21 protein-coding genes and 1 tRNA gene are annotated in these 22,025 nt (G+C 71.8%); 10 read left to right on the plus strand and 12 right to left on the minus strand.

The genetic code is table 11. The annotated features are described in order from the left end of the window. Positions 1-206 precede the first annotated feature (206 nt). Complete coding sequence (locus ACFWBN_RS11735) at positions 207-2,273, plus strand: phosphocholine-specific phospholipase C (protein ID WP_385174434.1); 2,067 nt, start codon at positions 207-209, stop codon at positions 2,271-2,273. 265 nt (positions 2,274-2,538) lie between these two features. Here the strand turns inward: ACFWBN_RS11735 and ACFWBN_RS11740 are convergent, their stop codons facing one another. Then, on the minus strand, positions 2,539-3,048 hold the full coding sequence (locus ACFWBN_RS11740) for a hypothetical protein (RefSeq protein WP_385174437.1): 510 nt from the start codon (positions 3,046-3,048) through the stop codon (positions 2,539-2,541). Positions 3,049-3,173: 125 nt separating this feature from the next. Between ACFWBN_RS11740 and ACFWBN_RS11745 the strand changes: the two genes are divergently transcribed. The 5 genes from ACFWBN_RS11745 (at position 3,174) to ACFWBN_RS11765 (ending at position 6,775) form a co-directional block, all read left to right on the plus strand. Continuing rightward, on the plus strand, positions 3,174-3,683 hold the full coding sequence (locus tag ACFWBN_RS11745) for a hypothetical protein (protein WP_385174440.1): 510 nt from the start codon (positions 3,174-3,176) through the stop codon (positions 3,681-3,683). Positions 3,684-3,686: 3 nt separating this feature from the next. Then, a complete protein-coding gene (locus ACFWBN_RS11750; protein ID WP_385174443.1) occupies positions 3,687-4,433 on the plus strand; it encodes a hypothetical protein in 747 nt (248 codons plus the stop codon). 275 nt (positions 4,434-4,708) lie between these two features. After that, entirely contained in the window at positions 4,709-5,152 is a 444-nt protein-coding gene (locus ACFWBN_RS11755; RefSeq protein WP_385174445.1) for a hypothetical protein, read from the plus strand. Between the two features lie 111 nt (positions 5,153-5,263). Further along, entirely contained in the window at positions 5,264-6,601 is a 1,338-nt protein-coding gene (locus ACFWBN_RS11760; protein ID WP_385174448.1) for a Dyp-type peroxidase, read from the plus strand. Positions 6,602-6,628: 27 nt separating this feature from the next. After that, complete coding sequence (locus tag ACFWBN_RS11765; RefSeq protein ID WP_385174451.1) at positions 6,629-6,775, plus strand: hypothetical protein; 147 nt, start codon at positions 6,629-6,631, stop codon at positions 6,773-6,775. 44 nt (positions 6,776-6,819) lie between these two features. On the opposite strand, the gene ACFWBN_RS11770 is transcribed toward ACFWBN_RS11765, so the two are convergent. From ACFWBN_RS11770 to lysA, 3 genes are all read right to left on the minus strand, one after another. Then, positions 6,820-7,014, minus strand: a complete 195-nt coding sequence (locus ACFWBN_RS11770) for a hypothetical protein (protein ID WP_385174454.1) — start codon at positions 7,012-7,014, stop codon at positions 6,820-6,822. A 144-nt stretch (positions 7,015-7,158) separates the two neighbouring features. Next, positions 7,159-8,598, minus strand: coding sequence for an APC family permease (locus tag ACFWBN_RS11775; protein ID WP_385174457.1), 1,440 nt, complete (start codon positions 8,596-8,598; stop codon positions 7,159-7,161). Positions 8,599-8,664: 66 nt separating this feature from the next. Continuing rightward, positions 8,665-9,951 (minus strand): diaminopimelate decarboxylase, encoded by a 1,287-nt coding sequence (gene lysA, locus ACFWBN_RS11780; protein WP_385174460.1) that lies wholly within the window; start codon positions 9,949-9,951, stop codon positions 8,665-8,667. A 113-nt stretch (positions 9,952-10,064) separates the two neighbouring features. On the opposite strand from lysA, the gene ACFWBN_RS11785 reads away from it, so the two are divergent. Together ACFWBN_RS11785 and xerC are read left to right on the plus strand one after the other, a co-directional pair. After that, positions 10,065-11,357 carry a PucR family transcriptional regulator gene (locus ACFWBN_RS11785; RefSeq protein ID WP_385174463.1) on the plus strand — a complete coding sequence of 431 codons (1,293 nt, stop codon included), beginning with the start codon at positions 10,065-10,067 and terminating at the stop codon, positions 11,355-11,357. Between the two features lie 388 nt (positions 11,358-11,745). Beyond that, positions 11,746-12,558, plus strand: coding sequence for a tyrosine recombinase XerC (gene xerC, locus ACFWBN_RS11790; RefSeq protein WP_385174466.1), 813 nt, complete (start codon positions 11,746-11,748; stop codon positions 12,556-12,558). Positions 12,559-12,586: 28 nt separating this feature from the next. On the opposite strand, the gene ACFWBN_RS11795 is transcribed toward xerC, so the two are convergent. Next, positions 12,587-12,663, minus strand: a tRNA-Pro gene (locus ACFWBN_RS11795). A gap of 108 nt (positions 12,664-12,771) precedes the next feature. Between ACFWBN_RS11795 and ACFWBN_RS11800 the strand changes: the two genes are divergently transcribed. Then, positions 12,772-13,254: a DUF309 domain-containing protein gene (locus ACFWBN_RS11800; protein WP_385174469.1), complete on the plus strand. Its 483-nt coding sequence runs from the start codon at positions 12,772-12,774 to the stop codon at positions 13,252-13,254. 21 nt (positions 13,255-13,275) lie between these two features. Here the strand turns inward: ACFWBN_RS11800 and ACFWBN_RS11805 are convergent, their stop codons facing one another. From ACFWBN_RS11805 to ACFWBN_RS11820, 4 genes are read right to left on the minus strand one after another with little or no spacing between them, the layout of a single operon-like run. Then, on the minus strand, positions 13,276-13,668 hold the full coding sequence (locus ACFWBN_RS11805; protein WP_385174472.1) for a VOC family protein: 393 nt from the start codon (positions 13,666-13,668) through the stop codon (positions 13,276-13,278). Between the two features lie 4 nt (positions 13,669-13,672). Then, complete coding sequence (locus ACFWBN_RS11810) at positions 13,673-14,317, minus strand: lactate utilization protein C (protein ID WP_385174475.1); 645 nt, start codon at positions 14,315-14,317, stop codon at positions 13,673-13,675. Further along, the gene (locus ACFWBN_RS11815; RefSeq protein ID WP_385174478.1) at positions 14,314-15,801 is read right to left on the minus strand and encodes a lactate utilization protein B; all 1,488 of its coding nucleotides are present in this window, start codon (positions 15,799-15,801) and stop codon (positions 14,314-14,316) included. Before ACFWBN_RS11815 ends, ACFWBN_RS11810 begins: the two co-directional genes overlap by 4 nt. After that, positions 15,798-16,553 carry a (Fe-S)-binding protein gene (locus ACFWBN_RS11820; RefSeq protein WP_385174481.1) on the minus strand — a complete coding sequence of 252 codons (756 nt, stop codon included), beginning with the start codon at positions 16,551-16,553 and terminating at the stop codon, positions 15,798-15,800. The genes ACFWBN_RS11815 and ACFWBN_RS11820 overlap by 4 nt, the downstream gene beginning before the upstream one ends. A gap of 18 nt (positions 16,554-16,571) precedes the next feature. Here ACFWBN_RS11820 and cobF point away from each other — a divergent pair, with 18 nt between their 5' ends. Then, positions 16,572-17,324, plus strand: coding sequence for a precorrin-6A synthase (deacetylating) (gene cobF, locus ACFWBN_RS11825; protein WP_385174484.1), 753 nt, complete (start codon positions 16,572-16,574; stop codon positions 17,322-17,324). A gap of 6 nt (positions 17,325-17,330) precedes the next feature. Here cobF and ACFWBN_RS11830 read toward each other — a convergent pair whose 3' ends face one another. The 3 genes from ACFWBN_RS11830 to ACFWBN_RS11840 form a co-directional block, all read right to left on the minus strand. Next, on the minus strand, positions 17,331-18,506 hold the full coding sequence (locus tag ACFWBN_RS11830; RefSeq protein ID WP_385174487.1) for an aminotransferase class V-fold PLP-dependent enzyme: 1,176 nt from the start codon (positions 18,504-18,506) through the stop codon (positions 17,331-17,333). A gap of 88 nt (positions 18,507-18,594) precedes the next feature. Then, positions 18,595-20,226, minus strand: a complete 1,632-nt coding sequence (locus ACFWBN_RS11835; RefSeq protein WP_385174490.1) for a glycoside hydrolase family 71 protein — start codon at positions 20,224-20,226, stop codon at positions 18,595-18,597. 286 nt (positions 20,227-20,512) lie between these two features. Beyond that, positions 20,513-21,928 (minus strand): family 2B encapsulin nanocompartment shell protein, encoded by a 1,416-nt coding sequence (locus ACFWBN_RS11840; protein WP_385174493.1) that lies wholly within the window; start codon positions 21,926-21,928, stop codon positions 20,513-20,515. Positions 21,929-22,025 lie beyond the last annotated feature (97 nt).

Raw genomic sequence — 22,025 nt, forward strand, 5'->3', positions numbered from 1 at the left:
CAGACGGCACCCGTGCCCCACCGCTGTGCTCGAACCGGCCGCCGCGGGGCCCCTCCTCAGCCTGACGCTGGCCGAACTCCATCGAAATCCGGCTGCCGTTCGCCTGGCGTATGCGCCACCGTCACGCCAGGCTCCCTCTCCGGTACGCCGGGCGCGCTCTGCTGGGGGCGCTCAACCACCCCTCAACCGCAGAGGTCGTTTCCGCCATGGCAGAACTCAACCGCCGCCGTTTCCTGCAGCTCGCCGGTGGCGCCACCGCCCTGACGATGCTCAACGAGAGCATCGCCCGCGCCGCCGCCATCCCCGCACAGGGGACCACCGGCACCATCGCCGATGTCGAACACATCGTGGTGCTCATGCAGGAGAACCGTTCCTTCGACCACTACTTCGGCGCGCTGCGCGGTGTCCGCGGCTTCGGCGACCCGCGTCCGGTGACCCTGCCCAGCGGCAAGTCCGTCTTTCACCAATCGAACGGGACGAAGGAGACGCTGCCGTTCCGGCCTCCGTCCGAGGACCTCGGCATGGAGTTCCTCCAGGGCCTCAACCACGACTGGGCGGGTGGGCAGAGCGCCTTCAACAACGGCAAGTACGACAATTGGGTGCCCGCCAAGACGGCCACGACCATGGCCTACCTGACCCGCGACGACATCCCGTTCCACTACGCCCTCGCGGACGCGTTCACCATCTGCGACGCCTACCACTGCTCGTTCATCGGTTCCACGGACCCCAACCGCTACTACCTCTGGTCGGGCCACACCGGCAACGACGGCACGGGCGGCGGCCCGGTCCTCAACAACGCCGAGGCCGGCTACGGCTGGACCACCTACCCGGAGCGGCTGGAGGCGGCCGGGATCTCCTGGAAGGTCTACCAGGACATCGGCGACGGCCTCGACGCCGCCGGCTCCTGGGGCTGGATCAACGACGCCTACCGCGGCAACTACGGCGACAACTCCCTCCTCTACTTCAACAACTACCGGGGCGCCAAGCCCGGCGACGCGCTGTACGAGAAGGCCCGCACCGGCACGAACGCCAGGGCCGGCGAGGGCTACTTCGACCGGCTGCGCGCCGACGTCGCCGCCGGCACCCTGCCCCAGGTCTCCTGGATCGCCGCCCCCGAGGCGTTCAGCGAGCACTCCAACTGGCCCTCCAACTACGGCGCCTGGTACATCTCGCAGGTGCTGGACGCCCTCACCTCCAACCCCGACGTGTGGGCCCGTACCGCGCTGTTCATCACCTACGACGAGAACGACGGGTTCTTCGACCACGTCGTCCCGCCGTACGCCCCGGCCGGCGCCGCGCAGGGCCTCTCGACCACGCCCACCGCCCTGGACGTCTTCCCCGGCAAGCCCGGCTACGTCGCCGGACCCTACGGCCTGGGCCCGCGCGTGCCGATGCTCGTGGTCTCCCCGTGGAGCACCGGCGGATACTCCTGCTCCGAGACCTTCGACCACACCTCGGTGATCCGCTTCATGGAGAAGCGCTTCGGCGTGCAGGAGCCCAACATCTCGCCGTGGCGCCGCGCCGTGTGCGGCGACCTGACCTCCGCCTTCGACTTCGCCCGCAACGAGAGCGACACCGTCACCCTGCCCGACACCGGCGGCTGGTTCCCGCCGGACCGTGAGCGTCACCCCGACTTCCGGGCCACCCCGCCGGCCGAGGGCACCATGCCGCGCCAGGAGAAGGGCCTGCGGCCCACGCGTGCGCTGAAGTACGCCCCGTACGTGGACGGCTCGGCGCTCGTCGCGGAGGGCAGGTTCCGGCTGACGTTCAGCGGCGGCCAGGACCTGGGCGCGCAGTTCTACGTCACCTCGGGCAACCGCACCGACGCCCCGTGGACGTACACCACCGAGGCCGGCAAGTCGATCGCGGACACCTGGAACACCCGCTACTCCGCCGGGGTCACCGATCTGACCGTGCACGGCCCCAACGGCTTCCTGCGCGGCTTCCGCAACCCCGGCACCACCGCCGGCCCGGAGGTCACCGCCCGCCACAACGCCGCCACCGGGAACCTGGACCTCACCCTCACCAACGCCGGAACGTCGACCGCCACCCTCACGGTCACCAACGCCTACGCGGGCGGCCCGAAGCGCCTGACGGTCGCCAAGGGCGCGACCGTCACGTACAGCGTGTCGCTGAAGAACACGAAGCGCTGGTACGACGTGACGGTCACCGCGTCCGAGGCACCGGACTTCCTGCGCCGCTTCGCGGGCAAGGTCGAGACCGGCGCCCCCGGCCTCTCCGACCCGGCGATCCTGACGGACCAGTCCTCCTGACCCCGCCTCCCCGCTCCCCGGACACCACCTGGGGAACGGGGACCCCCGGGACCCGCCTTACGCCCGTAAAACGACCCCTGCTCTGCGACTCTTTCGAGTCGAGACGACAGGATTTGAACCTGCGACCCCTTGACCCCCAGATCGATGGGTCGGAGGAAAATTCATGACATATGCCTCAATCTGATGGCGCACAGCGTGCACATCCGTACGTGCTGTGCGCCCGTCGTCGTGAGGGCTGGTCCCCAACTGGTCCCCAAGGGAGGCGTCAGTGTCCGGTGGCAGCCTTGACCACCGCGACCGCCGTCCCGATCGCCGCGTCGATCGCGCCGGCGAGCAGCGCGAATACCGTCCCTCCACCCATGCGGATCCCCCCGTAGCACCCCCATGCGAACAATGTCGCGACGTTGACCCCGGCCGCCGTGAGCAGGGCCGTCTTCAGGCCCATCGCTCCCAGTGCCGAGACGCCGATCAGCACGAGGGGTCCCACCGAGGACAGCAGCAGCGGGCTGCTGACGAAGAGCATCGCGCGTAGTTCCCGTCCCCGCGCGAGAGCGCCGTGCATCACACGATGGGCCTGCTGATCGGCGACCAGCGCGGCCAGCCACAGACCCACCGAGGCGGTCACGACCGTCGCCGCGGCCCCGAGGACGGCCACGTGGCTGCTGCCCGCGAGCCCGATGACGACGGAGATCATGGTGATCGTCGCGTAGATCCGCTCCTTGAGCTGGGCCGCGGCCATCTCCGTACCCAGTGCGTCCGCCGCATGTTCCGTCACAAAACCCACCGTAAGTGCGGGTCCTACCGGGCACCGGGAACAACACCTGACACCCCGACCCCGGGCACCGCGGACTCAGCGCCCTCGGACTGCGCGCGAGGCGGGTCGGTGCCAGCATCGGGATCATGACGTCACAGCAGACGGACGCGGCCGGGGCCGGTCGTCCCGGCCGGCGCAAACGCGTGCTGCTCGGCGGTGGGGCGCTGGCCGTGCTCGTCGTGGCCTACTTCATCCTGGCCGCGACCATCCCCCGCTGGTGGTCCCAGCGGGTGGGGGCGGCAGTGGACGGCCATCTGGGCACCGGGCTCGTGCTCGGGCTGGTCTTCGGTATCGCCTGCACGCTGCTGCCCCTGATCGTGGCCTGGATCGGTCTGCGCAAGCGGCGCCCTTGGAAGGTCACGGTCGGCTGGCTGGCCCTGGCCGTGGTCCTCGCCCTGCCGAACCTGTGGACGCTGAGCGTTGTGGCAGGCGGCGGCAGTGCCTCGCACGCCGGGCAGCGGGTCATGGACGTGGAGGCGCCGTGGTTCCGCGGCGCCACCCTGGCGGGTGCGATCGCCTCGGTGGTGGCGTTCGCCGGGTTCCTGGTCTACGCCCGGAAGCGGCGCGGCCGTCCCGCCACCGAGCGCGTGGCCTGACCGATGGGCGACTGGTACCGGCGCGAGATCCTGGACCCGGGCAAGCAGCCCTTGTTCTTCCTGCTGCTGGGCTTCCTCGGGGCGTTCCTCTTCATCCGCCTCAGCGTCCGGATGATCCGGGCGGAGGTCTCCTGGTGGCCGAAGAACGTCACGCCCGGCGGGCTGCACATCCACCACGTGGTCTTCGGCGTGGTCTTCATGATCCTTGGTGGGCTGGGGCTGGCCTCCCCGATCGGCGGTACGCGTCCCTGGGCCGAGATCGAAGCCGCGCTCTTCGGCATCGGAACCGCGCTGGTGCTGGACGAGTTCGCGCTGATCCTGCACCTGCGGGACGTCTACTGGTCCGAGGAGGGCAGGCTTTCGGTGGACGCCGTGGTGGTCGGTGCGGCGGTGTGTGGTCTGCTGCTGCTCGGCGCGGCGCCTTTCGGGGTCACCGAAGCATCGGTGGACGGGGCCCCCGTCTCCGGCTGGTCGTACGCGACCGTGATCGTGGTCAACGCGGGATTCGCGCTGGTGGCGCTCGCCAAGGGCAAGGCCTTCACCGGCCTGCTGGGGATGCTGGTCCCGGTCCTCGCCGCGGTCGGGGCGGTGCGGCTGGCCCGTCCCGGATCTCCTTGGGCGCGTCGCCGTTACCCGGCCGGCAGCCTGAAGGCGGAGCGGGCGCAGGCCCGGGAGGAGCGCGAGGGATGGCAGCGCCGCCTGCGCGTGCGGGTGTACGACGCCATCGCCGGGAAGCCCTCGAATTCCTAGCTTCCCCGGATGCCCCCGGGAGCGGCCTGGAGGCCTGGGGAGCCGGCAGGGTGATCTTCTGCCCTCCCCGGGATGTCCCCAACGGCCCATCGGTCACGCACAGGGCACCATGCCGATGGCGCGGGACGACTCGTCGATCCTCCGTTCGCCTGATCTGCGAGCTCGTCCTGTTGGTGACGGTGCCGGTGGGGACAGGCAGCGATGTCGTACCAGCGACTTCAGAACAGAGAGGGCCGTGAACGATGGCGACTCAGGCACAAGGCCAGCGCCCCGGAATGAGCCGGGGACCCACGAACGAGTTCACCCTCATCTTCAAGATCAAGCCGGGGCAGGGAGAGCAGCTCCGCACGGTCCTCGGCCAGAGCAACCTGGAGAGGGAGGCTCAGATCCAGGCACGGATCGGGACGCTGCACGATGCCCGATGGGTGCTCTTCGACGACGACACACGGCTGTTGTTCGCTTCGAACTTCGACGGCGACTGGGATGTCTACATCGATGATTTCGCTGCCCTGATCCCCGATGTGTTCGACGGCATCCTTCAGCACACCGAGGACTACCCGGGCATTCGCGACCCCAGGATCAAGGACTTCGTCGTCGACCACCAGCACACCGCGGCCGGATACTCCCGGGCCATCCCCGACGCCACGGTGAAGGAGCTCAAGAAGGCGCTGCGGGTGAACCGGGCGTTCCAGGAACTTCTCGACGCGGGGGCGACCTGACCGCCGGCACCAGGCAGCATCCGGCTCCGGTTTCCGGGCCGGCGGACGGCACCGGGTGACCCAGACGAGACGGACGAGACGGACGAGACGAGACGGACGGGACGGCAGCGGATGACGACGGTGGGAACCCCCGCGCTCGAGCTGGACGACATCCAGGGCGGCATCCTGGATCCGCGGCCCTCGCCGTACGTCGGCCGGTACTTTCTCCTACGGATCGACGACCGCCGTGCCGGGCGCGCGTTGCTGCGGCGGCTCATCCCTGCGATCGGTTCTGCCGCCGCCGCACCGGACCCGGACCAGAACGTGTGGGTCAACGTAGGACTCACCTACGAAGGCCTCAGGGCGCTGGGTGTGCCGCCCGAGTCGCTCGACAGCTTCGCTCCGGAGTTCCGGCAGGGCATGGCCGCGCGGGCGGAGCTCCTTGGTGACGCCGGCGACAGCGCACCGGCCCACTGGGAGAAGCCGCTCGGCACCGCCGATGTCCATGTCGCGGTGGCCTGCCTCTCCCCCGATGCGGCACGGCTCGACGCGGCCCTTGAACCGGCTCTCGCCGCCTTCGAAGAGCTCTCCGGCGTCGAGATGATCTTCCGTCAGGACTGCTACCAGCTGCCGACCGGGCGCACCTCGTTCGGCTTCAAGGACGGGATCAGCAATCCGGCGGTGGAGGGAGGACCGCCCGGACCTCCCAGCCAAGAGCGGCCCGTCAAGGCCGGAGAGTTCATCCTCGGCTACCCCGACGAAACCGGGAACCTGCCCCCGATGCCGTACCCCGAGGTACTCGGCCGCAACGGCACCTACGCCGTGTTCCGCAAGCTCCACACCCGCGTGGCGGCATTCCGGCAATACCTCCGCGACCACTCCGACGGACCGGAGGCCGAGGAGCTCCTCGCGGCGAAGATGGTCGGACGCTGGCCGAGCGGCGCACCGCTGGCTCTCTGCCCCGAACGGGACGACCCCGGACTGGGCGCCGACCCTCAGCGCAACAACGACTTCCTCTACTTCGACGACGACGAGCGCGGGTTCAAGTGTCCGGCGGGTGCGCATGCCCGGCGGATGAACCCGCGCGACGCCCTCAAGGGCGAGATGGTCGACGTCAACCTCCACCGCCTGATCCGACGGGGTACCAGCTACGGTCCGATGCTCCCCGACGGCGTCCTCGACGACGACGGCATCGACCGGGGCATCGTGTTCATCTTCGCCGGAGCCCACCTGAAGCGACAGTTCGAGTTCGCCAAGACCCAGTGGGCCAACGACGGAATCTTCATCGGCTACGCCGAAAAGGATCCGATCGTCGGGGCGAACGACGAAACCGGAACCTTCACCGTCCCCGCGCGACCCGTCCGCCGGCGCCTGCAGGAACTCCCGCGGTTCGTCGTCACCCGGGGCGGCGAGTACTGCTTCATGCCCGGACTGCGGGCCCTGAACTGGCTCGCCGACCTCGATACCTGATCCAGGGACGGCTCCCGTCACTGCAGGATGCCCACCGCCCGGGACACCACGAGCAGCACGATGATCAGCGACACCGACGTCCGCACCATCATCAGCAGCTTCGCCCACGTCGTCAGCGGCATGGTGTCGGTCGGACTGAAGGCGGTGGCATGGGTGAAGGCGACGTACAAGTAGTCCCCGAAGGAGGGCTTCCAGTCCGGGGCGGAGATCCCCTTCTGCTACATCTGCGGGAAAAGGAAGTCCGGGTACTCCTTGGTCGCCTGCGCTCTGGCCACCGGCCACCCCCGGTCCCACTCCCAGTACCAGAGTGCGAAGGCGACCACATTGGCCACCCAGACGGCTCCGGCCGTGCTGAGCAGCGCAAGCGCCCCTTCCGGCCCGGTGCCGTGAAGCAGTTCCCGTACGAGCTTCACGGCAGACCAGGCGTTGGCCAGACTGATGGAGGCCGCCAGGCTCAGGCCGAGCCCGCGCAGCAGGTGGTTGTCCGCCTGGCTGACGAAGCCCCGCCCCTGACTGCCCTCATCGCCACCCCGTCACAGGAGTGCAACCTCGACCTGTCAGACCACGGCCTGTTCTCCAGCGGGCTCGGCTGCCTCTTCGAGCCGTGAGTGCTTGCGGCTGTAGAAGAGGTAGACGACCAGGGCGAGCGCAAGCCAGCCTCCGAAGAGGAGGTAGGTGTCGAGCGGCAGTTCATGGACGAGGTAGCCGCAGGCCAGGATCGACAGGACCGGGACCACGGGATATCCGGGGACCCGGAAGCCGCGATCGAGGCCGGGAGCCGTGCGCCGCAGGATCATCACGCCGAGCGAGACCACGGCGAAGGCCGCGAGGGTACCCATGCTGGTGAGGTCGGCCAGCAGGTCGAGGGGGAACACGGCAGCGAGGAGCGCGACGAAGCCGCCGGTCAGGAGGGTGGCGACAGCCGGGGTGCCCGTACGCGGGCTGACGCGGCGGAACGCGGAGGGCAGCATGCCGTCGCGGCCCATGGTGTAGAGGATGCGGCTCTGCCCGTACAGGACGACGAGGGTGACGCTGACGAGGGAGAGCACGGCTCCGGCGGAGAGCAGGACGGCGGGCCAGCCGGCTCCGGTGATGTCGCCGAGGATGGCGGAGAGTCCGGCTTCCTGTCCGTCGAAGGCCGTCCAGGGCTGGGCGCCGACGCCCACGAAGGCGACCAGGATGTACAGGGTGGTGACCACGATCAGGGCGCCGACGATGGCCAGGGGCAGAGTGCGGCGGGGGTTGCGGACCTCCTCGCCGGCGGTGGAGACCGCGTCGAGGCCGATGAAGGCGAAGAAGACGGTGGCCGCGGCGGTACTGATGCCGGCCATGCCCATGGGGGCGAAGGGCTGCAGGTTCCCGGAGTTGAAACCGGTGATGCCCACGACGATGAACAGGACCAGGACACCCAGCTTGACCAGCACCATGACGGTGTTGACCAGGGCCGACTCCTTGGCGCCGCGAACCAGGAGCAGGCAGCACAGGCCCACCAGGACGACGCCGGGCAGGTTGATGTAGCCGCCGGCGCCCGGCGGCGCGGATATCGCGTCGGGCATCTGGAAGCCGAAGAGTCGCTGGGTGAGGTCGTTGAGGTACTGGCCCCAGCTCACCGCGATGGCGGCGCCGGAGACGGCGTACTCCAGCAGCAGGCACCAGCCCACGGCCCAGGCGGCGAACTCTCCCAGGGTGGCGTACGCGTAGGAGTACGAGGAGCCGGACACCGGCACCGCCGAGGCCAGCTCGGCGTAGCAGAGGGCGGTGAGGGCCGCGGCGACGGCGGCGAGGGCGAAGGACACGATCACGGCCGGTCCGGCCTCCGGAACCGCGCTGCCGAGCAGGAAGAAGATGCCGGTGCCGATCGTGGCGCCGATCCCGATCATCGTGAGCTGGAAGGGACCCAGGGTCCGGCGCAGACCGCCGCCTTCCGACTCGCCGGCGAAGGTGTGCAGGGGCTTGCGTCTGAGGAGCTGCTGGCGCAGCGTCGGCCGAATGGGCATCGGAACTCCTTCGAGGGGCGGGGCGGTTACGGCTTTCGCGTGAGGGCGGCGGGCAGCACAGGGGGTTCAGGGGAGGTCGCGGCGCGTCAGGTCGCCGTAGGTCTCCCGGCGGACCACGGCCCGCGCCTCGCCGCCCTGGCAGAAGACAACGGGGGGCCGAAGCGCGCCGTTGTAGTTGTTGCTGAGGGAGAAGCAGTAGGCGCCGGTGGCCGGTACGGCGATCAGGTCGCCGGGGCGCGGGTCGCGCAGGGGCACGCCGGCGCTGAGGGCGTCGCCGGACTCGCAGTGCCTGCCCACCAAGTGGTGGGGCTCGCCGCCTCCCACGCGGGTGGCGACGGTGGCTTCGAATCGCTGCCCGTACAGGGCGACTTCGAGGTTGTCCGCCATCCCGCCGTCGACGGCGGCGAAGCCCGGCTCGCCGTGCTTGACGGTGACCACCCGGTAGAGCGTCACCCCGGCCTCCGCGACCATCGACCGGCCGGGCTCGATGATGATCTCCGCATCGGAGGGCAGCACCTTCCTGGCCGCACCCACCAGGGTGTCCAGGTACTCCTCGATGGTGGGCGGGCGATCGCCGTAGGTGTAGCGGGCGCCGAGACCGCCTCCGAGGTCGTAGACGGCGAACGCACCGAGGCCGGCGACGGCTTCCACGGCCCGGGCGAACGGATCGGTGTCGAGGATCTGGGATCCGATGTGGACGTGGACACCGTCCAGCCGCAGCCGGTCACTCGCGCGCAGCCGGGCGATCGCCTCGCGCGCCTGGGGCAGGGTCAGGCCGAACTTGGATCCGTCTTGCCCGGTGGAGACCGCGGCGTGGGTGTCGGGGCGGATCCCCGGCGTCACCCGGACCAGGACGGGCTGCTCCGTCGTGACGATCCGCTCCAGCCGGTCGATGTCGTCGAGGTTGTCGATGACGATCAACCCGGCACCGGCCTCCACCGCCATCCGCAGTTCCGCTTCCGTCTTGGCGTTGCCGTGCACCACCAGCGAAGCCGGGTCGACCCCGCCGGCCAGGGCCAGAGCCAGCTCGCCGCCGCCCGCGACGTCGATGCTCAGCCCCTCCTCCGCCAGCAGCCGGTACACGGCCGTGCAGGGGAACGCCTTGGATGCGAACGCCACCCGTGACTTCTCCCAGCGGGCGGCGAGCCCGTCCGCGTACCGGCGCGCGCGGCTGCGCAGTGCCGCCTCGTCGACGATCAGCGCCGGAGTACCGAATCGCTCTGCGAGCTCGGTCACCCGACAGCCGCCGATCAACAGCTCACCGCCAGGAGTGAGCTCCGTGCCCGGCGGAAACAGCCCGAGGAGTGCCTCCTGGGACGGCGAGGCGGCGGCTGGTGCGAGCGCGACGGACATGATCTTCCTCCACGGGTGGGATACGGCCGTCCCGAACTCGGGGCCGGCCGGTCGCACCATGCTGGAGGCCGCCACCCCTCCCCCGCCTTGTCCCGATCGCCTACGATCCAGCCATGACGTGGTCGGATCTGACAATCCCGGGCAGCGGCGACGGGACCGGCGAGGAGCTGTTCGCTCTCGCCGACGCCATCGCCGCCGTCATCGGCGGTTCCGTGGCGATCGAGGACCTCGACACCCGCGTCCTCGCCTACTCCACGCTGCCGGACGGCCGCATCGACGAGTTGCGCCGCCAGGGCATCCTCGGCCGGCGAGTCCCCGACCAGGCCCGCCCGCAGCACGAGGGACAGCTGCGCCAGTACCGTCAGGTGCTGGCCGCCACCGGCGTCGTACGCCTCCCGGCCCTGGCCGACGGCGAACTGCCGCGCGCCGCCGTCGCCATCCGCGCGGGAGACCTCCCGCTCGGGACGATCTGGGCGATCGAGGACCACACCCCGCTCAACCTTGCCGGAGAGCAGGCGCTGCTGGACGGCGCCCGGACCGCCGCCCTGCACATGCTCCGCCGCCGTGGGGCCGCCGCCCTGGAACTCCACGCCCGCGACCAGGCGCTGCGAGCCGCTCTGGACGGCACCGCACGGGCGCAGGAGACGGCCTCCCGCCTCGGCCTGCCGGCCGGCACACCGCTGCTGCTGATCGGCTTCGCCCCGGCCGGCGCACCCCAGGAGGCGCAGGCTCTGCTCACCCGGCTGGGAGGCGAGCTGGGCCGGCACTGGTCGGCCGTACGCCCCTCGGCCGCGGTCGCCACCGCCCCCGGCGCCGTCTACACCCTGCTGCCCGGCGAAGACCCGGATTCAGGGCGGCGCCTGGCCGCACAGGCTCTCGCAGCCGTCACCCGGCCCCGCACCCAGCCGCTGCGTGCCGCGCTCGGCGAATCCGCAACGGGCCTGTCCGAGCTGGCCGACCTGCGCGCGGAGGTCGACGACGTACTGCGCGTGACCACCACCGATCCCGAAGCACCGCCGGTCGCGGCCCTGACCGACGTCCACGCCCGCGTCCTGCTCGCACACCTTGCGGACGGACTCGCCCGCCGGCCGCGACTGCGCCACCCGGGCATCGAGGCGATGCTCGAACACGACCGCACCCACCACACCCACTACGCATCGTCCGTGGCCGCCTGGCTGGACGCCGTCGGCAACATCAGCGAAGCGGCAGGGCGCCTGACGATCCACCAGAACACCCTCAAATACCGGCTACGCCGCAGCCGTGAACTGTTCGGCCTCGACCTGGACGACCCGGACACCCGTCTCTCCAGCTGGCTCCAGCTCCGCATCGGAACCGGCAACGCAGGCCGCTCCCAGTCCTGGCCGGCCGGCAGACAGCCGGTCACCGAGGCGCACTGTGAGGAGTAGCCCTGGGCCATCCAAGCCACTCGGCCGCCGCGACCAAGATCCGGGCCATTCGCACACGAAGAATGGGCACCCATCGGCTGGGAGCAGCGCCGCCTGAGCCGCCACCCTTCGCCCGGTCAAGGGAAACGTGCTGGTCACGGCCGGCGTGAGGAGCGTGGTGGTCGCATGTGGTCGCACGAGACTGGAAGTGTCGGCCCTTCCTCCGCCTCCTGGAGGCGATCCCCATGCGCACCACCGCCGACCGTGGCCGCATCTACCGCAGATGTGGCTGCCGGGACACACTGCATCACCAGCTCGGAGCGCACTCCCCCACCTGCTCACCGACGGTCACCACGGGACGTGGACCTTTGCAGTCGATGTCCCGGCCCCACGCCGCCACCGGACGACCGTGCAAGGCGGCTTCGACGACCACAACGACCTCGCGCCCGCCTTCGGCACCCTCAAGCTGGACGAGCTCGGACACCGTCACATCGCGGCCTTCGTCACCGCCGAGCTCGCCGCAGGCCGCGGCAAGACCACCCTCTACCGCTGCCTGGCCACCCTCTCCAGTGCTCTCGGCGACGCCGTCCGCCAACACCGCCTCCCCCACAACCCAGCCAGCCCACCGGCTCTTCACCGTCCACCGTCGCCAGAGCGGCGGATCTGGACCGCGGACGAGGCCGTCCGCTTCCTCCAGCACCGCCATCAGGCAGACCCGGACATGGCCGACCTGTTCGAGTTCCTCATGGGCACCGGCATGCGCAAAGGAGAGGCCTTGGGGCTTCACTGGCACGACGTCCACCCGCCCGAACGGGTTCTCTACGTCCGCTGCACCCTCTCGGCAATCGACAACAACCACCTCGCCATCACCAGCCCGAAGACGCGCGCCAGCGAGAACTGGGTCGCCATCTCACCCCGCGTCGCCACCGCACTCCAACACCGGGCCCAGTCAAAAACCCGCTCCCGCGGCGATCCCTATGATCGGTTCGCCGAACTCGTGTTCTGCAGACCCGACGGACGGCCACTCCGCCCTCAGGGCGTGCTCGACCGGCTCCGGAAACTGTCCGACGAAGCCGGCGTTCCCCGCATCACCGTTCACGACCTGCGGCACCTCGCCGCCACGATGTTCAGCACCATGGCAGACCTGCCCCGAACCGGGCGTGCGACCACACTGCGACCACCAGGACTCCGGGCATGGAAAAGGCCGTCCTCTCACGTGTGAGAGAACGGCCTCCGACCTGCATGAAGCATGGTCGGGACGACAGGATTTGAACCTGCGACCCCTTGACCCCCAGTCAAGTGCGCTACCAAGCTGCGCCACGTCCCGTTGTGCTTCTGATCTGGGGTTTCCCCCGTCCCGGCGGCACATGCAGAACATTACCCCACACAGAGGGGTGCGCATGCACCGGTAATCGGGGCGGGGCAGGATGAGGGGGTGAACGCAAGGGATCGGGACGGTGAGGGGCGGGCGCGCAGTGCGCGGCCCAGGGACGGGCTGGGGCGGCCGCTGCCGTACGGGGTGCCCGGGGTGGAGCGGCAGCCCGAGGGGGTGGTGCGGTCGCCCGGGGAGACCGTCGCGGAGGCGCAGCGGCTGTTGGACGCCGGGATGCCGTTCCACGCGCACGAGGTGTTCGAGGACGCCTGGAAGTCCGGTCCGGAGGGCGAGGCTCCGCTCTGGCGGGGGCTCGCCCAACTCGCGGTCGGGCTGACGCACGCCGCGCGCGGGAACGCCGTCGGCGGGGCGCGGCTGCTGCTGCGGGGGGCCGACGGGCTGGCCGGGCGCGGCGATGCGTACGGGATCGGCGTGGCGGGGCTGGTCGGGTGGGCCCGGGACCTCGCGAACCGGGTGGAGGCCGGCGAGCGGATCGACGCCGCGGGCGAGGCGCCGACGCTCATCGGCCCGCCGGGCCCCGCCTGACCCCCTGGCCGACCGCGAGGCCTACGCAGCGGGCTGGAGCAGGTCCCAGCGGTTTCCGTAGAGGTCCTGGAAGACCGCGACGGAGCCGTACGCCTCGTGGCGCGGCTCCTCCAGGAAGCGGACGCCCTCGGCGGTCATCCGGGCGTGGTCGCGGGCGAAGTCGTCGGTGTAGAGGAAGAAGCCGACGCGGCCGCCGGTCTGGTCGCCGACGCGGGAGCGCTGGGCGTCGTCCTTCGCGCGGGCCAGGAGGAGGGCGGATTCGGTGGCGCCGGGCGGGCGGACCACGACCCAGCGGGAGCCGTCCGGGCGGGCGGTGTCCTCGGCGAGGTCGAAGCCGAGGGCGCGGGTGTAGAAGTCGATGGCCTCGTCGTAGTCGTGGACCACGAGGGCGGTGAGCGCGATGTGGGAGGGCATGCCCCTATTGTGCGCCGACGAGGATCACTTCCAGGGTGCGGGGGCCGTGCACCCCCTCCACCCGGTCGAGTTCGATGTCGCTGGTGGCGGAGGGACCGGAGATCCACGTCATGGGGCGGGCCGGGTCGAGGCGGGACAGGGCCTGCGGGACCGAGTCGACCAGCTGCTCGGGGACGCGGACCACGCAGATGTGGTGGTCCGGGACGAGGGTGATGCGCCGGCGCCCCTGGTCGGGGCTCCCGTCGAGGACGATCGTGCCGGTCTCGGCGATGGCCAGGGCGCAGCCGGTCACGACGCTGTCGACGGCGTCCAGTTCGCCGGGGGTGGACCCGGCGCGGTCGGGGACGCGGGTCTGATCGGCGGCCGAGAGCCAGTGCGGAGGCAGACCGGGCGGGACGATGACCGTCCGGGCACCGCGTTCGGCGAGGAGGCGCATCAGCAGCGGCGCGAGCCCGTCCTCGTCGGTGCGGTGCACCTTCGCCCGGTATTCGGCCAGGTTGGCCGCCAGGAGGTCGGCGCTCTCGGCCGGCGTGCGGGAGCCGTGCACCCGGAGGTAGTCCCGGGGGATCTCCGCGTCGGGACCCGGGTACGGGCCCGGGTCGGGCACGGCGCGGCGGATGCGGGCCAGGATGCGGTCCTTGCTGCTCACTGCGGGGTCTCCCGTTCGCGGGCGGTCCACCAGTCGCGGAAGGACTGCGCCGGGACGGGTGGGAGTTCGCGGGTGTCGGTCCAGGCCCGGCCCGGGCCGGGCAGCCTGCGGGGCGCCAGCCGGCGGGCCCGGGCCAGCAGCCGCTCGCCCGCGCGCAGCGCGCCCGGGCGGTCCAGGAGCAGCCGGGCGGCGCGCATGGCGGCCCGTTCGGCGGTGTGGCCGTGCGCCGGGCGGAGGCGTACGCGGATGCCGTCGCGCGTCACCGGGCCGCCCTGGACCACCCGTTCGCGCAGGTGGACGAGGACCTCGGGAATGTCGATGGCGACCGGGCAGACCTCGTAGCAGGCCCCGCACAGGGTGGAGGCGTACGGCAGCGAGGCGTCGATCTCGCTTCCCGTACCCCGCAGTTGGGGGCTGAGGATGGCGCCGATCGGCCCGGGGTAGACCGAGCCGTACGCGTGGCCGCCGGCGCGTTCGTAGACGGGGCAGACGTTGAGGCAGGCGGAGCAGCGGATGCAGCGCAGGGCCTGGCGGCCCACCTCGTCGGCGAGGGTGTCGGTGCGGCCGTTGTCGAGGAGGACGAGGTGGAAGGCGGCCGGCCCGTCGCCGTCCGCCCCTTTCGACGGCCCCAGCCCCGTCCACATGGTCGTGTACGGGTTCATCCGCTCGGCCGTCGAGGAGCGGGGCAGGGTCTGGAGGAAGATCTCCAGGTCGCGGAAGGTCGGGACGACCTTCTCCACGCCCACGACGGAGATCAGGGTCTCGGGCAGGGTCAGGCACATCCGGCCGTTGCCCTCGGACTCGAAGACGACCATCGTGCCCGTCTCGGCGACCATGAAGTTGGCCCCGGAGACGGCGACTTTGGCGCGCAGGAACTTCTCGCGCAGGTGCAGGCGGGCGGCTTCGGCCAGTTCGCGGGGGTCGTCACCCAACCCTTCCGGCGCCGGGCGGCCCCAACTCCCCATCTCCGCACGGAAGATGTCGCGGATCTCACCCCGGTTGCGGTGGATGGCCGGGACCAGGATGTGGGAGGGCCGATCGTGGCCGAGCTGGACGATGAGCTCGGCGAGGTCGGTCTCGTAGGCGGCGATCCCGGCCGCTTCCAGTGCCTCGTTGAGGCCGATCTCCTGGGTGGCCATGGACTTGACCTTGACGACCTCCCGCTCCCCGGTGGCGCGGACCAGGTCCGTGACGATGCGGTTGGCCTCGTCGGCGTCGGCCGCCCAGTGGACGGTGCCGCCGGCCGCGGTGACCGAGGCCTCCAACTGCAGCAGGTAGCGGTCGAGATGGCGCAGGGTGTGGTCCTTGACCGCCTTGCCGGCGGCGCGCAGCCGGTCCCAGTCCTCCAGTTCGGCGACCGCGCGGGCCCGCTTGTCGCGGATGGTGTGCGTGGCGTGCCGGAGGTTGGCGCGCAGCACGTCGTCCCGTACGGCCTCCCGCGCGGCGGCGGGGAAGGCGGGCATGCCCAGATACGTACCCGTCATGGCAGGGGGTCCTCCTCCGTGGCGGCCAGGATCTCGGCGAGGTGCAGGGCCCGCACCGGGGAGTCGGCCCGGCGCAGCAGGCCGTCGAGGTGGGCGAGGCAGGAGTTGTCGGCGCCGCACAGCACCTCGGCGCCCGTCGCGGCCGCGCTGCCGATCTTGTCGGTGCCCATCGCGGCCGATACGTCCGGGTTCTTGACGGCGAAGGTGCCGCCGAAGCCGCAGCACTCCTCGGCCCCGGGCAGTTCCACGAGGTCCAGGCCCTTGACGGCGGCCAGCAGCCGCCGCGGCCGGTCCCCCAGCCCGAGGCTGCGCAGCCCGTGACAGGAGGGGTGGTAGGTGACGGTGTGCGGGAAGTACGCGCCCACGTCGGTCACCCCGAGCACGTCGACCAGGAACTCGGTCAGCTCGTACACCCGCGGGGCCAGCGAGCGGGCGGCGTCCGCGAGCTCCTCGCCCCGCCCCTCCCCCGCCGCGCGGCGGCCGATCCGCGGGTAGTGCTCGCGGATCATGGCGGCGCAGGACCCGGAGGGGGTGACCACGTACTCGTGCCCGGCGAAGGCCTCCGCCATGCGCCGCACCAGCGGTTCCGCCTCGCGCCGGTAGCCCGTGTTGTACTGCGGCTGCCCGCAGCAGCTCTGGGCCGCCGGGAAGTCCACGGTGACCCCGAGGCGCTCCAGGAGGCGTACGACGGCGATGCCCGTCCGCGGGTACAGCGCGTCGTTGACGCAGGTGACGAACAGGGCGACGCGCATGACGGGCAGAATAGCCGGGTGAAGAAGTTCTCAGTGATCGGCATAGGCGCGGGCGACCCGGACCACCTGACCCTCCAGGCGGTCAAGGCGATCGGCGCGGCGGACGCATTCCTCATCCTGGAGAAGGGGGAGGAGAAGGCGGATCTGACCGGGCTGCGGCGCGCGATGCTCGACGAGCACGCCCGCCCCGGCCACCGGCTGGTGGAGGGCCGCGACCCGGACCGGGACCGGACCCCCGCCGACTACACCCCGACGGTGGACGGCTGGCGCAGCGCGCGGGCCGAGCTCTTCGAGCGGTTCATCGCGGAGGACCTGGCGGAGGGCGAGACCGGGGCGTTCCTGGTGTGGGGCGACCCCTCGCTCTACGATTCCACGCTCGCCATCCTCGACGAGGTGCTGGAGCGGGGCCGGGTGGCCTTCGAGCACGAGGTCGTGCCCGGCATCAGCAGCGTCTCCGCACTGCTGGCCCGGCACCGCACCAACCTCAACCGGGTCGGCCGGCCGGTCCAGATCACCACCGGGCGGCGGCTCGCCGAGGGCTGGCCGCAGGACGTGGACGACGTGGTGGTGATGCTGGACGCGCGGCACGCCTTCACCGCCCACCTGGACCAGGACCTCTTCATCTACTGGGGGGCCTACGTGGGCACCCCGGACGAGATCCTGGTCTCGGGGAAGCTGGCGGAGGTCGCCGGCCGGATCGAGGAGCTGCGGACCGAGGCCCGCACCCGCAAGGGCTGGATCATGGACACGTACCTGCTCCGCCGCGGCTGACCCGCGTCACTTCAGGAAGCGCGGCAGGACGGCGGCGAGGCGCTCGTACTCCTCGGGCCGGTTGTAGACCTGCCCGCAGACCCGGATGCCGCCGCCGCCCGGCCAGGGCCAGATCAGCACCCGGACGCGCTCCCGCGCCGCGATCTCCTCGCGCAGCGCCCGGGCGTCCTCCACGGTCTCGGCGACGCCGGGCGGCAGGCGCAGGGCGCGCATGGCGAGGCCCGCGGTGTGCGGGAGCGCGGTCAGCCCGGGGATCCCGGCGAGCAGCGCGGCGCCGTGCTCGGCGAGGGCGCTGTTGTGGGCCCGGACCCGGTCCGCGCCGAGGCGGTCCTGGAGGTCGAGGCCCTCGGGGGCGGCGAGCCAGCCGGTGTAGTCGGCGGTGGCGCGGTACTCCACGGAGCGGGGGAATCCGTGCTGGTCCTCCCAGGACGGTACGAGGGCCCGGACCCGGTGGCGGTGTTGCGGGGCGACGGCGAGGAGGGCGCTGCCGGGCGGGGCGTAGCCCCATTTGTGGAGGTTGCCGAACCAGAAGTCGGCGCCGCCGGCGAGCGGGTCGGCGAGCATGCCGGGGGCGTGCGCCCCGTCGATGACGGTGATGACCCCGCGTTCCCGCAGGTCGGCGAGGAGCCGGGGGCCCGCGATCAGCCGGGCGGTGGGCGAGCTGACGTGGTCGAGTACGGCCACGCGGGTACGGGGCGTCAGCGCGGCCAGCACGGTTTCCCGTACGGCGTCCTCGTCGGGTAGGTGGGGGTCCAGGGCGACGGTGGTGACCGGGGCGCGGCGGGCGGCGGCCGCGACGACGGTGCCGTAGCCGTGGTCGGTGACCAGGATCTCGTCGCCGTCGGCGAAGGGGATGGCGTCGAGGGCGAGGTTGGCGCCCTCGGTGGCGTTGGAGATGAAGGCGAGGCCGTCGGGGTCGGCGCCGAGGTGCGCGGCGATCCGGGCGCGGGCTTCCGCGAGCCGGTCGGAGACGGCGAGGAAGAAGGCATCGGGATCGGCGTGCGCCTCGGCGCGCAGGCCCGCTTGGACCTCCTCGACGGGGACGGGCACCGCGCCGAAGGAGCCGTGGTTGAGGTGGGCGACGCCGGGGTCGAGCCGGAAGAGCTCGGGCCCGCCGGGGAACGCGGCGGGGGGCTGGGCGGCGGGGTGCGGCGGAGCGGCCTGGTGCGGCGGCTGGTTCACGGGACCTCCGGGTGTGCGGCGCGGGTGTCCCGGGGATCATCTCCCGGCCGCGCGGCCGCCGACACCCCGCCCCTCGCGGGACGCGGCCTTACGACGCCCGTCCGCTGGTGGCCGCGTAGTACTGGAGGTCCTGGACCTCCACCGTGTGGTCCACCGGATACGGCAGCTCCACCTCCGCCCGGGTCTTCCCGCCCCGCACCAGCCGCGCCGAGGCGCCGCCCGGCTTCAGCGGCAGCAGCTCGGAGTGGATCCCGGCGGGGGCCTCGTGGGTGGCCTCGGCCGGTCCGACGGCCGTACGGACGGTTCCCGGCCCGGTGAGGAAGCTGAGCACCTCCACCGTGTCCCGGGGCGCGGCGCTGCCCTTGCGCACCGACATGAGCAGCGACTGGCCGCCCGTCGGATCGGCGTCCGCGAACTGGGTGCGCGCGGTGAGGTACAGCGTGTCGCGGACGATCTTCGGCCAGCTGCCCGTCTTGAACCTGGTCAGGTAGTAGGAGGTCAGGTCCAGGTAGGCGTGGCCGTTGTGCAGGGAGGGCGCGAACTGGCTGCCCTCGGAGTAGTCGTTCCAGGTGGTCAGCTGCACCCAGTCGGCGCCGTCCTCGATGGCGTGCGTCCAGGTGGAGCGCAGGGTGGCGGTGTTGCCGGCCTCGTCGTAGATGCCCTGGTTGGGGCGGGCGTCCTGGACGGACACGGGCTGCATCCAGATCTTGCCCATGTCGTGCGCGCGCCGGACGTCGCGGGTGTTGCTCTCCTGGCCGACGTAGCTGCGGCTGCCCCACTCGGAGAATCCGTAGCTGATCGGGGCGAACTCCCCGTTGTGCGCGCCGAAGTCGAGGAAGAGCGGGACGAAGGCGGTGCGGACCTGGTGCCGGGACGCGAGGAGCGCGATGACCTCGGTCCACCAGGAGGCGCTCTTCGCCTCCGCCTTGAAGGGGGACACGACGAGCCGGCCGTCGGGGAGCCGGTGGGCGGCCGGGGCGTCGCCGAGGGCGGCGATGGCGTCGGCGAGCACGCCCGGGTCGTCGGTCTTCAGCGAGGTCATGTCCGGCATCAGCATGATCTTGAAGGCCGGGTCCACCGAGTGGGCCGCCGCCATCAGCAGGTTGGAGCGGTCCCAGTTCTTGCCGGAGAGGGAGAGCATGTCGAGGGTGAAGCCGTCGATGCCGGCCGCGCGGGCCGTGCGCACCTCCTGCTGGAGGTTGGCGTACTCCCAGTCGCCGCCCTTCGGTGCCACGGGCAGTGGCCGGTCGCGCAGCAGGCCGCCGTACTTCTCGTGCTTGCGGCTCTCCCCGTCCGGGTCGAGGTAGTGGCGGGTGTAGTAGTCGCCGTCCGCGCCGGCGTTGTCGAGGGAGAGCGGGTACGGGGTGAAGTAGTGGGCGAACACCAGCTTCCGGCCCGCCGCGCCGGAGCGCAGGGCCGCCGGTGCCGGCATGTCGAAGGGCAGGGCGCCGGCGGGGCGTTCGGCGCCGGTGTCCACGGTGCCGTGGGAATCGCCCTTGGCCGTGGTGCCCTTGGTGGGCGACGGGCTCGGCGCGGGCTGCTGCGGGGTGGCCTGGTCTGAGGCGCCGGGGGTGGGGCCGACGGCCGGCCCGGTGGACCGGGGGGCGCCGATGGCGGGGGCCGGACCGCCTTGTGCGGAGGCCGAGCCGAAGGGGTCCCAGGCCATGCCGGTGGCCGCGCAGACCCCGACGAGGAGGAAGGCGGAGATCAGGAGGGCCAACAGGGGCCGGCGGCCCCGGAAGCCCGGCCTGCGCCGGTGCGACACGGGACGGGCCGCCGACCGCCGAGCCCGCCGGTCCGGTCGCCCGCCCGGCACCCGGTCCGGTCGCCGGTCCGATCGCCGGTCCGTTGTCATCCTGGAGTCCCTCCCGCGCATATGCCCCAACGGCGGGGCTGCACAGCAGTAGAGCCGATGACCGGCCTCCGGACAACCGCCGCCGGAGCCGGGGCGCGGACACGTACGTCACACGGCCGACGGGAACTACGCCCGAGGCGGGGCCGGCCGGTCAGGTGCGCGTAGAGGCGATGTCGGCGTTCTCGAGGATCCCGATGGCGTCGGGGACGAGGATCGCCGTGGAGTAGTAGGAGCTGACCAGGTAGGACATGACCGACTTCTGGTCGATGCCCATGCAGCGGACGTTGAGGCCCGGTTCGATCTGCTCGGGGATCGCGGCCGGTCGCAGGCCGACGACCCCTTCGCTCTCCTCGCCGGTACGCAGGGCCAAGATGGAGCTGGTGTGGCCGCCGACGACCGGGATCTTCCCGCAGGGCAGCAGGGGGATGCCGCGCCAGGAGGGCACCTGCTTGCCGTGGACGTCGACGGTGTCGAGGGAGATGCCGCGCTTGTTGCACTCGCGGAGGAAGGCGGCGATGGCCTTGGGGTGGGCGAGGAAGAAGCGGGTGCCGCGGCGCATGCTGAGCAGGTCGTCCATGTCGTCGGGGGTGGGCGGGCCGGACCAGGTGCTGATGCGCTGTCCGTAGTCGGCGTTGTGGAGCAGCCCGAAATCGCGGTTGTTGAGGAGTTCCGACTCCTCGCGCTCGCGCATCGCCTCGACGGTCAGGCGCAGTTGCTGTTCGAACTGGTTCATCGGGTCGTTGTAGAGGTCGGCGACGCGGGTGTGGATCTGGAGCACGGTCTGGGCGAGGCTGAGCTCGTACTCGCGCGGCCGCAGTTCGTAGTCGACGAAGGTGGCGGGGAGCACGGCCTCGCCCTCGTGGCCGGAGGAGAGCTCGATGTCGGCCTCGCCGCGCCGGTTGACGGGCCGGCGGCCGTTCTCGACGTACTGCTCCAGGTGGGCGCGGAGGGTCGCGGAGCGCCCCAGCACCTCCTGGAAGGAGCTCCACCGCAGCACCATGACGGTGGCGGCGGTGGCGGCCCGGACGGCGTAGCCCCAGCGCGGGTCCGTCTGGCCGAGGGCGTCGTCGCCGAGCTGGTCGCCGTCGGCGACCACGCCGAGGAGTTCGGTCCCGCCGTACTTGCCCTCCGCCCGCTTCTCGAAGCGGCCGTGGGCGATGACGAACACCTCGTCGACGGCGGCGCCGGCGTCCACGAGGGCGTCACCGGCGCGCAGGTCGCGCTTGACGAAGCGCAGCGCCAGCTCGTCGAGCACGCCGCTGTCGGCGTAGCCCTTGAGGGCGGGGAGCTCGGTGAGGGTGGGGGCGAGGATGCGTACGTCGTCCGCGCCGGTCTGGACGAAGGAGACCCGGCCCCGGCCGACGGCGTGGGTGAGGCGGCGGTTGACGCGGTAGGTGCCGGCGCCGAGGTGCACCCAGGGCAGCATGCGCAGCAGCCAGCGCGAACTGATGCCCTGCATCTGGGGAACGGACTTGGTGGTCGTCGCCAGATTGCGGGCCGCGGCGGTGCTCAGGCTCAGCTGACGTTCGTCGGCGGGGTCCAGGGGCGGCGGCGCTTGCGAGGTCATGCGGGGTTCCTCCCTGCGTCGGTCCACGAGGAGCATGCGGCGTGCGGCAAGGCTCTGCTCTCCGCACGGCTCACGGTGGGGCGCGGGGCGGCGGTGG

The sequence above is a fragment of the Streptomyces sp. NPDC059989 genome, from assembly GCF_042736975.1.
Taxonomy (GTDB): domain Bacteria; phylum Actinomycetota; class Actinomycetes; order Streptomycetales; family Streptomycetaceae; genus Streptomyces.

What these genes read in the sequence shown, in the direction of transcription:
- lysA (WP_385174460.1), bottom strand. Translation starts at nt 9,951, where the DNA reads ATGTCCGTCGCGCTCGCACCAGCCGCCGCCTCGCCGTCCCAGGAGGCA.
- ACFWBN_RS11815 (WP_385174478.1), bottom strand. Translation starts at nt 15,801, where the DNA reads ATGACGGGTACGTATCTGGGCATGCCCGCCTTCCCCGCCGCCGCGCGG.
- ACFWBN_RS11765 (WP_385174451.1), top strand. Translation starts at nt 6,629, where the DNA reads ATGCCCACCGCCCGGGACACCACGAGCAGCACGATGATCAGCGACACC.
- ACFWBN_RS11735 (WP_385174434.1), top strand. Translation starts at nt 207, where the DNA reads ATGGCAGAACTCAACCGCCGCCGTTTCCTGCAGCTCGCCGGTGGCGCC.
- ACFWBN_RS11785 (WP_385174463.1), top strand. Translation starts at nt 10,065, where the DNA reads ATGACGTGGTCGGATCTGACAATCCCGGGCAGCGGCGACGGGACCGGC.
- ACFWBN_RS11840 (WP_385174493.1), bottom strand. Translation starts at nt 21,928, where the DNA reads ATGACCTCGCAAGCGCCGCCGCCCCTGGACCCCGCCGACGAACGTCAG.
- ACFWBN_RS11760 (WP_385174448.1), top strand. Translation starts at nt 5,264, where the DNA reads ATGACGACGGTGGGAACCCCCGCGCTCGAGCTGGACGACATCCAGGGC.
- ACFWBN_RS11755 (WP_385174445.1), top strand. Translation starts at nt 4,709, where the DNA reads ATGAGCCGGGGACCCACGAACGAGTTCACCCTCATCTTCAAGATCAAG.
- ACFWBN_RS11805 (WP_385174472.1), bottom strand. Translation starts at nt 13,668, where the DNA reads ATGCCCTCCCACATCGCGCTCACCGCCCTCGTGGTCCACGACTACGAC.
- ACFWBN_RS11820 (WP_385174481.1), bottom strand. Translation starts at nt 16,553, where the DNA reads ATGCGCGTCGCCCTGTTCGTCACCTGCGTCAACGACGCGCTGTACCCG.
- ACFWBN_RS11745 (WP_385174440.1), top strand. Translation starts at nt 3,174, where the DNA reads ATGACGTCACAGCAGACGGACGCGGCCGGGGCCGGTCGTCCCGGCCGG.
- ACFWBN_RS11775 (WP_385174457.1), bottom strand. Translation starts at nt 8,598, where the DNA reads ATGCCCATTCGGCCGACGCTGCGCCAGCAGCTCCTCAGACGCAAGCCC.
- ACFWBN_RS11750 (WP_385174443.1), top strand. Translation starts at nt 3,687, where the DNA reads ATGGGCGACTGGTACCGGCGCGAGATCCTGGACCCGGGCAAGCAGCCC.